The following is a 13,309-nucleotide window of genomic DNA, read 5'->3' as shown; positions in this document are numbered from 1 at the left end:
CTGAATGACAAGCATAAAAAATGCCCTGCTAGTCATCGCCAGCAGGGCATTAAAAGTATTAAAAACCTATTTGGCAGCAGTTAGAGCCTGTTCTAAATCTGCTAATAGGTCATCAATATGTTCTATGCCTACAGATAAACGCACCATATCTTCACTAACGCCAGCATTAGCTAACTCTTCAGCATTAAGTTGACGGTGAGTAGTTGAAGCAGGGATAGAAGAGCAACTTTTAGCATCGCCAATATTAACTAAGCGGTTAAATAATTGCAGTGCATCATAAAACTTCACACCTGCTTCTTTGCCACCTTTAATACCAAAACTAAGAATGCCAGAGGCCTTACCTTCCATATACTTCTGGGTTAAGGCGTGGTCAGGGTGGTCGGTTAAACCAGCATAGTTAACCCAAGAAACCTGGGGGTGTTGCTTAAGGTATTCAGCAACCTTTTGTGCATTCTCACAAGTACGCTCTATGCGTAGCGCAAGTGTTTCTAAACCCATCAATAAGTTCCACGCCGCTTGGGCAGACAGTGCAGCACCCATATTGCGTAAAGGCACAACGCGAGCACGGGTAATAAAAGCGGCAGCACCTACGTCACGCGTATAGCTAACACCATGATAAGAAGCATCTGGCTCATTAAGTAGCGGGAAGCGTTCTGCATGTTCTGCCCAAGGGAACTTGCCTGAATCAACTATAACGCCACCCAAGGTTGTGCCGTGTCCACCTATGTATTTGGTTGCTGAGTGGATAACTATGTCTGCACCCTGCTCAATAGGGCGCCATAAGAAAGGTGTTGCTACTGTGTTGTCTACAACGACTGGTACTCCATGGCGATGAGCCACTTCAACCAAGGCAGCCATATCAACAACACCACCCGAAGGGTTGCCAATGGATTCACAAAAAACAGCTTTGGTATTTTTATCAATTAATGCTTCTAGGCCAGCTAGATCATTTTTATCTGCAAAGCGTACTTCTATACCTTGACGAGGTAAGGTGTGAGCAAAAAGGTTGTAAGTACCACCATAAAGCTCGCTAATAGAAACAATATTGTCGCCAGCTTGCGCTATAGTTTGAATGGTGTAAGTAATAGCGGCCATGCCAGAAGCTACAGCTAATGCAGCTATACCGCCTTCTAAAGCTGCGATGCGTTTTTCTAGCACATCACAAGTTGGGTTCATTATGCGGGTGTAAATGTTGCCAGGTACTTTTAAATCAAAAAGATCCGCTGCATGTTGGGCAGAATCAAAACTAAAAGAAGTGGTTTGGTGAATAGGTACAGCAACCGCATGTTGGCCATCGGGTTCATAAGCATGGTGTAGTGCAAGCGTTTCACGTTTCATCTGTGTATCCTTATTTTAAGCAAGATTTAACTTTTGGTTATATTGAATGTGTTTCTTATAACTGTCAATAAAAAGCAGGGTGTTATGGCAAAACAAAAAACCGCCTACGTTTGTATAGAATGCGGAGCAGAATATAGTAAGTGGCAGGGTCAGTGTACCGCCTGCAAAGAATGGAATAGCGTACAAGAAATTCGCCTAGGTGCAACAAGTAGGAGCGCACCCGTTACTGCTGCGCGCAGTGGGTTTGCTGGTGGATTATCTAAGCAGGTGCAAGACCTTTCCGATATAAACTTACAAGACCTTCCTAGGTTTTCAACCACCTTTAATGAATTTGATCGCGTTCTAGGTGGTGGTTTAGTACCCGGTTCTGCTGTTTTGCTGGGCGGTCATCCCGGTGCAGGTAAGTCTACCCTGCTACTACAAACGGCTTGTAAGCTAGCGCAGTTAATGAAAGTGCTTTATGTCACAGGTGAAGAATCTTTGCAGCAGGTGGCCTTAAGAGCGCAGCGCTTAGGACTGCCTACTCAAGGCTTAAAAATGCTGGCAGAAACTAGCGTTGAAAATATTTTGGCGGTAGCAGAAGTAGAAAAGCCCCAAGTACTCATTGTGGACTCCATACAAACCATGCATGTTAGCGATATTCAGTCAGCGCCAGGTGGTGTGGCTCAGGTTAGAGAATCCGCTGCATTTTTAACTCGCTTTGCTAAACAGACCCACACGGTGCTTTTTTTAGTGGGTCATGTAACTAAAGATGGTTCTTTGGCTGGACCAAAAGTGTTAGAGCACATGATTGATGCCTCACTTTTATTAGAAGGCGATGGTGATTCACGCTTTCGTACTTTAAGAGGTCAAAAAAACCGCTTTGGGGCAGTGAATGAGCTGGGTGTGTTTGCCATGCTGGAAGGCGGGCTAAAAGAAGTTAAAAACCCCTCAGCTATTTTTTTATCGCGTGATGAAGAGCCAGCAGCTGGTAGTGTGGTTATGGCAACTTGGGAAGGCACACGCCCCTTGTTAGTGGAAGTGCAAGCATTGGTGGATGAGTCTCAGCTAGGCAACCCACGGCGAGTTGCAGTTGGGCTAGATGGTAATCATTTGTCTATGCTCTTGGCCGTTTTAAACCGGCATGGTGGCATTTTTACGGGTGACCAAGATGTGTTCTTGAACGTGGTAGGTGGCGTAAAAGTGCTAGAAACTAGCGCTGACCTAGCCGCTGTTATGGCAATTGTTTCTTCACTAAAAAACCAGCCCTTACCCCATGAGTTAATGGTAATAGGCGAAGTAGGTTTATCGGGTGAAATACGCCCAGTACCCAGTGGCCAAGAAAGAATTAGAGAAGCGGCTAAGCATGGTTTTACCCGAGCTATAGTACCCAAAGGCAATGTGCCTAAAGACATGCCAGCCGGTATGCAGGTGATAGGCGTTAGCCGGTTAAGCGAAGCCTTAGAAGCGATATGACAAAGACTTGTAAATAAAAGCTTTACTAAGCTTTATCAAACCGCTAACAGCTCACCCGACTCAAGCAACCTTACTTGGGTGTCTAAATTAAGCTGTGCTAGCTCTCCTTTAATCTCTTCTGTTTGGCTAGGTTTTAAGTGCGATAGCCAAATTTGTTTGGGGGATTTATCTAGGGCATGAATAAATTTGTCTAGTAACGAGGGGGTGAGGTGTTTGGCTAGTTTAGCTAGCTCGTCTAACCGGTTAGGAAAGGCGCATTCGGTCATTAGTACATCGAGTTTGCCTAGCTTGTTTAGCTCTTTCAAAACCTCTGGCCCAAAGGTGGTGTCACCAGTAAAAGCCAAGGACTTTCCTTGTTGGTCAACTAGGTGATAACCACAAGTGGGTACAATATGTTCAACGGGAAAGGCGGTAAAGGTTAGGTCTTCAATCGTTAAAGGCTTATGCGGTGTTATGGCATTAAATTTAACAACGGGCGTTTTATCATTAGGCAGGGTTGAAAAGTCAGGCCAAATTTCCCAGTTAAAAATATGAACGCGTAAAGTTTCGAGCACTTCAGGTAGTGCATAAACTTGAAGTGGTTCTTCAAGATGCTCAAACAGGTTGTCAATAAGCAGCGGCAAAAAACAAATATGATCCATATGCGAATGCGTTATAAATATGTGCTTAATTTTTAACTGTTCGTCATGCGTTAGTTTGCCTAGGCCGGTACCAGCATCTAGTAAGATGTGGTCGTTAACTCGGTAACAGGTGGTGTATTGCTCTGCCCCCATACCGCCACTACAGCCTAAAATTTCTACCTTCATCGCTAGTTCCTTGCTTTTATATCATTAATTGACTGCAGCTGAATCCCAGGAAGGGTGTTAATGTCTACTTCATCAATTTGTTCATCACGCAAATGTTTTTTAGCGTAATCAAGGTAAACTTTTTTGTAAACAAATAAGGTGTAAATATCACCATCTAAATGCTTGTCTTCAACCATTCGCCCCATAATGGTAAGCGCCTGAGATAAGGGCATGGGTTTTTTATAGGGCCTTTCATGGGCAGTTAAGGCTTCAAATACATCTGCTATACCCATAATGCGTGCGGGTATCGACATTTGATCGCGTGTTAAGCCTCTTGGGTAGCCTTTGCCATCCATTCGCTCGTGATGCCCACCAGCATACTCTGGTACTCGCTGTAGATGACGTGGAAAGGGTAGCTGCTCTAACATGGCTAGTGTATGAACCATGTGCCCTTCCATAATTTTGCGCTCATCTTGATTAAGCGTGCCGCGACGTATGCATAGGTTGGCAACCTCGTCATCACTCAGCAAGGCTTTACGCTGCCCATTTGCATCTATCCAGCCTTGTTTGCTTAGGTTGGCAACTCTGGCTAGATGTTCGTCTGCCATAAACTCGCCGCCCGTATTGGCTAGTTGTAAAAAGGCAAGGTCATCTTTTAGCTGTGTTTCAAGTTGGTTATAAAAGGTTAAGCGGGATTCATCGAGTTGCTTACCTTGCTTCGCTGCAGCTAACGTTTCTTTGAGTTTCGCAATTTCTAAATCGCGGCGTAAAATTTCAAAGCGGTCGGCAATAAAATGGATGCGATCAACAAGGGTTTCTAACTTGGTTGATTTTTCCATTATGTGATGAGGTGTAACAACCTTGCCGCAGTCATGTAGCCAGGCTGCTGTTTTAAGCTCATACCTGTCTTCATCCGTCATGCTAAAACCTTCAAGACCCGGGAAGTTAATTCCGTTGGCCGCTTCAGCAAGCATGAGTGTTACGTCAGGTACACGGCGACAATGCGCACCCGTGTGTGCAGACTTGGAGTCAATGGCACTAGCGATTACTTGAGTGAAGCTATCAAAAAGGGTGCGCAGTTCATCAATAAGTCGACGGTTGGTTAACGCCACGGCGGCTTGCGATGCTAGAGATTCAGCAATACCTTGATCTTCTTCATCAAACTCAACGGTAGTCCCTGCACTATCAATTTTATTTAAGAGTTGTAGTGCGGCTATTACTTCGCCTTCATGATTAAGCAGTGGAATGGTTAAAAAAGATTTAGAGCGATAACCTGTTTTTTCATCAAAGGCACGTGTCCCTGAGAAGTCGAAGCCCTTCTCGTGGTAAGCATCTTTAATACGTGCTGTTTTTTTGTTAAGCACTGACCAAGCAACGATCATGCGCTCATTAGGTGAGCCATCGGGTAGGTGCAAGGGAATAAGTGAAAAGCTATCACCAACGGGTTGGCCGCTACCACCCAAATGAATATTGAGTTGATCGTTTTGCACCATAACAAACCGAAGGGAGTCATTATTCGGCTCAACCATATAAAGCGTGCCTGCATCTGCGTGTGTAAGTTCGCGGGCGCTATTAAGGATCATTTCTAGTAGCTTGCTTTGATCTTTCTGAGCTGAAAGAGCGACCCCTATGGCATTTAAACGTTTGACGCGCTCGTAGCTAGGGTTAGAAGAGGGCATAGGTGTCATTATTGATCCCTAGTTTAACAGCATATAAAAAACTTATCTTAGCAAAAAGCCTTCTCAGAAAGGTGAACTGCTTCACAAATACAGCTTGCTAAGTCTCGAGTGCCTTAGACTGACAAAATTAAAGTATAATGCCAAGCATCTTAACTTTATTAAATTTTATGGGGAAGGTTATGGTCAGAGTTGCAGTCATGGGTGCGGGTGGCCGCATGGGAAAAACCTTGATACAAGCAGTAAGTGAAAGCAGCAAAGTAAAGTTAGCAGCAGGGATAGTTGAGCCGGGCTCTAGTCTAGTGGGTGTTGATTTAGGCGAGCTGGCAAGCGTGGGTCGAGTAGGTATCCAGGTAGCGGACACCTTGGAAGCAGTGGTGAACGATTTTGATTTATTAATCGACTTCACAGCTCCTACTGTAACCTTGGCTAATGCTGCTTTTTGTGCAGCCAATGGCAAAGCAATGGTTATAGGTACCACAGGTTTAAATGATGATGAAAAAGCTGAGCTAGCTGCTGCAGCACAAAATGCACCGATTGTTTTTGCACCCAATATGAGTGTGGGTGTGAATGTCTGTTTTCGCTTGTTAGAACTCGCAGCGGCTGCGTTGGGTGATGATTATGATGTAGAAATAGTTGAAGCTCACCATCGCCATAAGGTAGATGCGCCTTCAGGCACTGCTTTGGGTATGGGTGAAGTGGTGGCTAAAGCCTTGGGTCGTAACTTAAAAGAAGTGGCAGTTTATGGCAGAGAAGGTCAAACCGGTGCGCGTAAGCCAGAAACTATAGGTTTTGCCACTATGCGTGTGGGTGATGTGGTGGGTGATCACACCGTAGTCTTTGGAAATGAAGGTGAAAGAGTAGAGATTACACACAAAGCCTCAAGCCGTATGACTTTTGCTAAGGGAGCGGTAAGAGCAGCAGCTTGGTTAGAGGAAAAACCCGCAGGTCTTTATGATATGCAGGACGTACTTAATTTAAAATAATTTGGTTGTAGACCTTTCAAGGCTTTTTGCGGTAGAATTGCTTAGATAAGCGTCCAATTGCAGGGCAAAAGCTTACCTACCAAATTATATAAAAAAGCGGGATGGACACCAGTTCATCTCGCTTTTTTGCAACCCAAAATCGGTATTGGTCGTGAACAGACGGCCCTGCTGAAAGCCTGTTATGGGAGGAAACTGTTTTGACCAGACCCGCTATTCTGGCCCTAGAAGACGGCAGTGTGTTCAGAGGTATCGCTATAGGTGCCGATGGACAAACAGTCGGTGAGGTAGTATTCAACACCTCAATGACCGGCTATCAAGAAATTCTGACTGACCCATCTTATACCCGCCAACTGGTGACTCTCACCTACCCGCATATAGGTAACACCGGCATTAACTCTGAAGATATTGAATCGGCCGCTATGGGGGCTGCGGGCTTAATTATCCGTGACCTACCCTTGGTAGCGAGTAATTTTCGTAGTGAAATGTCGCTAGAAGCTTACCTAAAAAAGAACAACCTCGTTGCTATTAGTGAAATTGATACGCGCCGTTTAACGCACCTGTTGCGTAATAAAGGCACGTTAAAAGGCTGTATTCTAGCAGGTGAAGCCGCTGCTGTTGGCGCTGCGGAAGAGCAAGCCATAGCTGCTGCAAAAAACTCAGAAGGTTTGAAAGGTTTAGATCTTGTTAAAGAGGTTACGACTAAAACGATTCAAAACTGGACTGAAGGTGTTTGGGAACTAGGTGTAGGCTACCCTCAGCAAGACCCAGCTAAGCAGTCTTACCATGTAGTGGCTTATGACTATGGTGTGAAGTTCAACATGTTACGCATGTTGGCTAGCCGTGGTTGCCGTGTCACTCTAGTACCTGCAAGCACTCCTGCTGCTGAAGTTTTAGCAATGAATCCAGACGGCGTGTTTTTAACCAATGGTCCGGGTGATCCAGAACCTTGTGATTACGCCATTAAAGCCATCGCTGAAATACTAGAAACAGACCTTCCTGTATTTGGTATTTGCTTAGGTCACCAGCTATTAGCCCTAGCCTCAGGCGCTAAAACGGTAAAAATGCCCACTGGTCACCATGGTGCTAACCACCCAGTACAAGACTTAGACACCAAGGCAGTGATGATTACTAGCCAAAATCATGGCTTTGCAGTGGACGAAGCATCCTTACCTACAACTTTGCGTGCTACACACAAGTCACTATTCGATGGCACGCTGCAAGGTATTGAACGTACTGATAAAGCTGCTTTTAGTTTCCAAGGTCACCCAGAAGCTAGCTCAGGTCCCAAGGATGTTTCTTCCTTGTTTGATCGCTTTATTGCTTTGATCGAAGCCCGTAAAAATTCGGCCGCCTGAACCCGTTAGAAATTGAGAGTTTTATGCCAAAACGTACAGATATTAAAAGCATACTGATTCTAGGTGCTGGACCAATTGTTATAGGCCAGGCCTGTGAATTTGACTACTCAGGTGCGCAAGCCTGTAAAGCACTGCGTGAAGAGGGTTATCGAGTTATTTTGGTTAACTCTAACCCCGCCACCATTATGACTGACCCAGTAATGGCTGATGCAACCTACATTGAGCCGATACTTTGGGAAGTTGTAGAAAAAATTATTGAAAAAGAGCGCCCCGATGCTTTGTTGCCTACCATGGGGGGGCAAACTGCACTTAACTGCGCGTTAGATTTAGAAAAATACGGTGTACTAGAAAAGTATGGCGTAGAAATGATAGGTGCTAATGCTGACACTATCGACAAAGCAGAAGACCGTCAGCGTTTTGACACTGCAATGAAAAAGATTGGCTTAGAATGCCCGCGTGCCAAAATTGCTCATAGTATGGAAGAAGCTTGGCAGGTACAGGCAGACTTAGGTTTTCCCTGCATTATTCGTCCTTCTTTCACCATGGGTGGTTCTGGTGGTGGTATTGCTTACAACAAAGAAGAATTCGAAGAAATTTGTTTGCGCGGTCTAGACCTTTCGCCCACCAAAGAGCTGTTAATTGATGAGTCGCTCATTGGCTGGAAAGAATATGAAATGGAAGTAGTGCGCGACAAAAATGACAACTGCATTATTGTCTGCTCTATAGAAAACTTTGATGCCATGGGTGTGCATACCGGCGATTCAATTACTGTAGCACCAGCACAAACCCTAACCGACAAAGAATACCAAATCATGCGTGACGCCTCCTTGGCTGTTTTGCGCGAAATTGGTGTTGAAACGGGCGGTTCTAACGTACAGTTTGGTATCTGCCCCGATACTGGCCGCATGGTTGTTATAGAAATGAACCCGCGTGTTAGCCGTTCATCAGCTTTAGCATCTAAGGCAACTGGCTTCCCAATTGCAAAAATTGCTGCCAAGTTAGCGGTAGGTTATACCTTGGATGAGCTACAGAATGATATTACCGGTGGTTTAACACCGGCATCCTTTGAGCCAACCATAGACTATGTTGTAACTAAAATTCCTCGTTTCACCTTTGAAAAATTCCCCCAAGCTAATGATCGCCTAACCACTCAAATGAAGTCGGTAGGTGAAGTCATGGCAATAGGTCGTACTTTTCAAGAGTCTTTGCAAAAAGCTTTGCGTGGCCTAGAAGTGGGTGTGAATGGTTTAGATCCTAAGCTAGAAAAGTTTGATACAGAATCTTTAGCTAACCTTCGCCGTGAACTACAAAACCCAGGCGCTGATCGTATTTGGTACATAGGTGATGCCTTCCGTTCAGGTATGGATTTAGAAGAAATTCACCGTTTAACCCACGTAGATCATTGGTATCTAGTTCAACTAGAAGAGTTAATTAACTTAGAAGCAGAAGTGGCTCGTACCGGCTTTGGTGATTTGGATTATGACAAGGTTTATCGCCTTAAACGCAAAGGCTTTTCTGATGCCCGTTTAGCACAATTGCTCGGCGTGTCTGAAAGTTCTTTCCGTAAGCTGCGTCATCAGCTCAAGGTGCACCCTACTTACAAGCGTGTGGATACCTGTGCGGCAGAGTTTGCAACAAATACAGCTTATATGTATTCCACCTACGAAGAAGAATGCGAAGCCAACCCTTCAAACCGCGATAAAATCATGGTGCTGGGTGGCGGACCTAACCGTATAGGTCAGGGTATAGAGTTTGATTATTGCTGTGTTCATGCAGCCTTTGCTATGCGCGATGATGGTTACGAAACCATCATGGTGAACTGTAATCCAGAAACCGTTTCTACTGACTATGACACTTCTGATCGTCTCTACTTTGAACCAGTAACCCTAGAAGACGTATTAGAAATTGTTCAAAAAGAACAGCCTAAAGGTGTGATAGTACAGTTTGGTGGTCAAACCCCACTGAAGCTGGCGCGTGAATTAGAAGCGGCTGGTGTGCCAATTATTGGTACAACACCTGATGCTATCGACCGTGCTGAAGACCGTGAGCGTTTCCAGCAAATGATAGAAAAGCTAGGTTTAATACAGCCACCTAACGCTACTGTACGTAGTTTCGATGAAGCCCTAGCCAAAGCAGAAAACATTGGTTATCCGCTCGTTGTGCGTCCTTCCTACGTGTTAGGTGGTCGGGCAATGGAAATTGTTTATGGCCCAGAAGAATTAGAACGCTACCTAACCAGTGCTGTTAAAGTATCTAACGACAGCCCTGTACTGCTAGATCACTTCTTAAACGCTGCGATTGAAATTGATGTTGATGCAGTGTGTGACGGTAAAGATGTGGTGATAGGTGGCATTATGCAGCATATCGAACAAGCCGGTGTTCACTCAGGTGATTCAGCCTGTTCCTTACCGCCTTATTCTTTACCTGCCGAAGTACAGGACAGAATGCGTGTGGTTATTGCAAAAATGGCACGTGAGCTAGGCGTGGTTGGCTTAATGAACGTACAGCTAGCTTACCAAGATGACACTATTTATGTGATAGAAGTGAACCCACGTGCTTCGCGTACAGTGCCGTTTGTTTCTAAGTGCATTGGTGTTTCTTTAGCTCAAATTGCTGCCCGCTGCATGGCAGGTACTAGCCTGAAAGATCAGGGTTTTGAAAAGGAAATTATTCCACCTTTCTTTAGTGTTAAAGAAGCCGTTTTCCCTTTCAATAAATTCCAAGGTGTTGACCCTATCCTTGGTCCAGAAATGAAATCGACAGGTGAAGTGATGGGTAGTGGTGCTACCTTTGCTGAAGCCTTTATGAAATCACAGCTAGGTGCAGGCGAAAAAATGCCTAAAGCGGGCGGTTTAGCTTTCCTTTCTGTTAGAGAAGCAGACAAACCCTTTATTGCAGGTGTTGCTGCCTCTTTAGACAAGCTAGGCTTTAAGTTAATAGCAACCAGTGGTACTGCGGCAGTATTAAAAGCAGCAGGCTATGAAACACAAATAGTGAACAAGGTTGCCGAAGGTCGTCCGCACATAGTAGATAAAGTTAAAAATGATGAGCTAGCCTACATAGTGAATACTACTGAAGGGCGTCAGGCTACGGCAGACTCTGCTGGTATTCGACGTGCAGCGTTACAACATAAGGTGCCTTATAGCACTACCCTAGCCGGAGCGGCTGCCCTGTGCCAAGCACTTGAATATGGTATGAACATTCAAGTGCGTCGTTTGCAGGATCTGCATCAAGGAGAAGTATAGTTATGCAAAAAAGTCCAATGACAGTAGCGGGTGAAAAAAGTCTACGAGAAGAGCTAAACCAGCTAAAAAGTGTAGACCGCCCCAAAGTTATTGCTGCTATTGCAGAAGCGCGTGAGCATGGTGATTTGAAAGAAAATGCAGAATACCATGCTGCACGAGAGCAGCAGGGCTTTATTGAAGGTCGTATTCAAGAAATTGAAGGTAAATTATCTAATGCTCAGGTTATAGATGTCACCACCTTGCCTAAAGTGGGCAAAGTAGTCTTTGGTGTTACGGTTGATTTAGTCAACCTAGATACTGATGAAGAAGTGACCTATACCCTAGTGGGTGAAGATGAAGCCGATGTAAAAATTGGCAAGATTTCTTACACCTCACCTATAGCGCGTGGCCTAATAGGTAAAGAAGAAGGCGATGTTGCTCACATTAAAACCCCTAAGGGTGATGTTGAGTTTGAGATAGGTGAAATTCGTTACGGTGAAGAAGACTAAGCTTCTTATTCATTTGTAAAATTAAAACCGTACTGACTTGAACTAAGGCAGTACGGTTTTTTTATGGGCAAAACTTACTGACTTAGCTTTAATCCCATGGCAGCAGCAACACCTTCACCATAAGCGGGGTCTGCTTTACTACAATGCTCAATGTGTTTGCGTTTTATTTCTTCTGGCACGCCCTTCATGTTTCTCGCAGTATTTTCAAACAACACCTGTTGCTCTGCTGGGCTTAACAAGCGGAACAGGTTGCCGGGCTGAGTGAAGTAGTCTGGCTCATCTTCCCAAAAATCAAAGCGGTCAGCTGCACCTTCAAGGGCTAAAGGTGGTTCTGAGAAGTCGGGCTGCTCTTGCCACTCACCTTGGCTGTTAGGCTCATAATGCAAACGGCTACCCTGGTTACCATCAACGCGCATTGCGCCATCGCGGTGGTAGTTATGTACAGGGCAACGGGGTGTATTCACAGGAATTTGTGAATGGTTCACACCTAGGCGGTAGCGCTGAGCATCGCCGTAAGAAAACAAGCGACCTTGCAACATGCGGTCTGGCGAGAAACCAATGCCAGGAACAATGTGTGCAGGGTTGAATGCAGCTTGCTCAACATCGGCAAAGTAGTTTTCTGGGTTTTTGTTTAGTTCAAAATAACCCACTTCAATTAAAGGGTAGTCACCCTTGGGCCAAATTTTGGTTAAATCAAAGGGATGGTAAGGTACTTTGGCAGCATCAGCTTCGGGCATAACTTGCACATACATAGTCCAGCGTGGGAAATCACCACCTTCAATGGCTTCGTATAAATCACGCTGCGAGCTTTCACGGTCTTGACCAACCAGTTCTGCTGCTTCTTGATCGGTTAAGTTTTTAATGCCTTGTTGGGTTTTAAAGTGGAACTTAACCCAAAAGCGCTCATTATCTGCATTAATAAAGCTAAAGGTATGCGAACCAAAGCCGTGCATATGACGATAAGAAGCAGGAATGCCTCGGTCACTCATTAAAATAGTGATCTGGTGTAATGCTTCGGGTAGGCCTGTCCAAAAATCCCAATTATTCGTAGCGCTACGCATGTTGGTGCGTGGGTCACGCTTAACGGCATGGTTTAGGTCGGGGAATTTTAATGGGTCGCGGAAGAAGAAAACTGGCGTGTTGTTACCGACTAGGTCCCAGTTGCCTTGTTCGGTGTAAAAACGCATCGCAAAGCCGCGAATATCACGTTCTGCATCGGCTGCGCCACGTTCACCTGCCACAGTAGAAAAGCGCACAAACATTTCTGTTTGCTTGCCCACTTCTTCAAAAAGTTTGGCCTTGGTGTATTGGGTAATATCGTGAGTGACAGTGAAGCTTCCAAAGGCACCCGAGCCTTTAGCATGCATACGCCGCTCAGGAATGACTTCTCTGTCAAAGTGGGCTAGTTTTTCTAAAAACCAAACATCCTGTAGTAGCATCGGGCCACGAGCACCGGCTGTTAGGCTATCTTGGTTGTTGGCTATTGGGCACCCAGAAACGGATGTTAACTTAGGTTTATCACTCATTTTTTATACTCCTTAAAGGCGATCAAATGATCAGCACAGTTTGAGGTTAGTAAAAAATGATCAAGATGCCCAATGTATTATAGAAAACAGCCTAATAAATAATTACTATCAGCTAGTCAGCAAAGCGTAATAAGTTGGAAAGCTTGGGGTTGGGTTTGCGAGCAGCGCGGTAGTAAAGCCCCATTTTGCCAATGGTTTGTACTAATTCTGCCTGTAGTTTGTTCGCTAGTTGCGCCATCATGGCATTGCGCTCATCACGGTCATCCATATTAAAGCGTATTTTAATGAGTTCGTGGTCGGTCAGTGCGCGGTCAGCTTCTTTTACAACGCCTTCTGACAAGCCATTCTCTGCAATCAATACCACGGGGTTTAAGTCGTGGCCTAGTGCTCTTAGTTGTTTCTTTTGTGTGCCTTTCAGGCTCATGTTAATCTACTCAGCTTTAGTTTATTAGGGC

10 protein-coding genes are annotated in these 13,309 nt (G+C 44.9%); 5 read left to right on the top strand and 5 right to left on the bottom strand.

Annotated features, from left to right (window positions below; genetic code table 11):
• Positions 1-66 precede the first annotated feature (66 nt).
• Positions 67-1,338 carry an O-acetylhomoserine aminocarboxypropyltransferase/cysteine synthase family protein gene (locus tag H571_RS0104515; RefSeq protein WP_027848273.1) on the bottom strand — a complete coding sequence of 424 codons (1,272 nt, stop codon included), beginning with the start codon at positions 1,336-1,338 and terminating at the stop codon, positions 67-69.
• 84 nt (positions 1,339-1,422) lie between these two features.
• Here H571_RS0104515 and radA point away from each other — a divergent pair, with 84 nt between their 5' ends.
• Entirely contained in the window at positions 1,423-2,793 is a 1,371-nt protein-coding gene (gene radA, locus H571_RS0104510) for a DNA repair protein RadA (protein ID WP_027848272.1), read from the top strand.
• A gap of 35 nt (positions 2,794-2,828) precedes the next feature.
• On the opposite strand, the gene H571_RS0104505 is transcribed toward radA, so the two are convergent.
• Together H571_RS0104505 and H571_RS0104500 are read right to left on the bottom strand one after the other, a co-directional pair.
• Positions 2,829-3,599, bottom strand: coding sequence for a 3',5'-cyclic-nucleotide phosphodiesterase (locus H571_RS0104505; RefSeq protein ID WP_027848271.1), 771 nt, complete (start codon positions 3,597-3,599; stop codon positions 2,829-2,831).
• Positions 3,600-3,601: 2 nt separating this feature from the next.
• Entirely contained in the window at positions 3,602-5,266 is a 1,665-nt protein-coding gene (locus H571_RS0104500; RefSeq protein WP_027848270.1) for an HD family phosphohydrolase, read from the bottom strand.
• 170 nt (positions 5,267-5,436) lie between these two features.
• Here H571_RS0104500 and dapB point away from each other — a divergent pair, with 170 nt between their 5' ends.
• The 4 genes from dapB (at position 5,437) to greA (ending at position 11,328) form a co-directional block, all read left to right on the top strand.
• A complete protein-coding gene (dapB, locus tag H571_RS0104495) occupies positions 5,437-6,240 on the top strand; it encodes a 4-hydroxy-tetrahydrodipicolinate reductase (protein WP_027848269.1) in 804 nt (267 codons plus the stop codon).
• A 197-nt stretch (positions 6,241-6,437) separates the two neighbouring features.
• Positions 6,438-7,595, top strand: coding sequence for a glutamine-hydrolyzing carbamoyl-phosphate synthase small subunit (carA, locus tag H571_RS0104490; RefSeq protein WP_027848268.1), 1,158 nt, complete (start codon positions 6,438-6,440; stop codon positions 7,593-7,595).
• A 23-nt stretch (positions 7,596-7,618) separates the two neighbouring features.
• Positions 7,619-10,840, top strand: a complete 3,222-nt coding sequence (gene carB / locus H571_RS0104485) for a carbamoyl-phosphate synthase large subunit (RefSeq protein ID WP_027848267.1) — start codon at positions 7,619-7,621, stop codon at positions 10,838-10,840.
• A 2-nt stretch (positions 10,841-10,842) separates the two neighbouring features.
• The gene (gene greA / locus H571_RS0104480; RefSeq protein WP_027848266.1) at positions 10,843-11,328 is read left to right on the top strand and encodes a transcription elongation factor GreA; all 486 of its coding nucleotides are present in this window, start codon (positions 10,843-10,845) and stop codon (positions 11,326-11,328) included.
• 74 nt (positions 11,329-11,402) lie between these two features.
• Here the strand turns inward: greA and H571_RS0104475 are convergent, their stop codons facing one another.
• Together H571_RS0104475 and H571_RS0104470 are read right to left on the bottom strand one after the other, a co-directional pair.
• Entirely contained in the window at positions 11,403-12,854 is a 1,452-nt protein-coding gene (locus tag H571_RS0104475; RefSeq protein ID WP_027848265.1) for a catalase, read from the bottom strand.
• Positions 12,855-12,966: 112 nt separating this feature from the next.
• A complete protein-coding gene (locus H571_RS0104470; RefSeq protein WP_027848264.1) occupies positions 12,967-13,278 on the bottom strand; it encodes a YhbY family RNA-binding protein in 312 nt (103 codons plus the stop codon).
• Positions 13,279-13,309 lie beyond the last annotated feature (31 nt).

Source organism: Marinospirillum minutulum DSM 6287 (assembly GCF_000422325.1).
GTDB lineage: Bacteria > Pseudomonadota > Gammaproteobacteria > Pseudomonadales > Halomonadaceae > Marinospirillum > Marinospirillum minutulum.
Note: the sequence above shows the minus strand (reverse complement) of the source record. Positions and strands in the feature narration are given on the sequence as shown.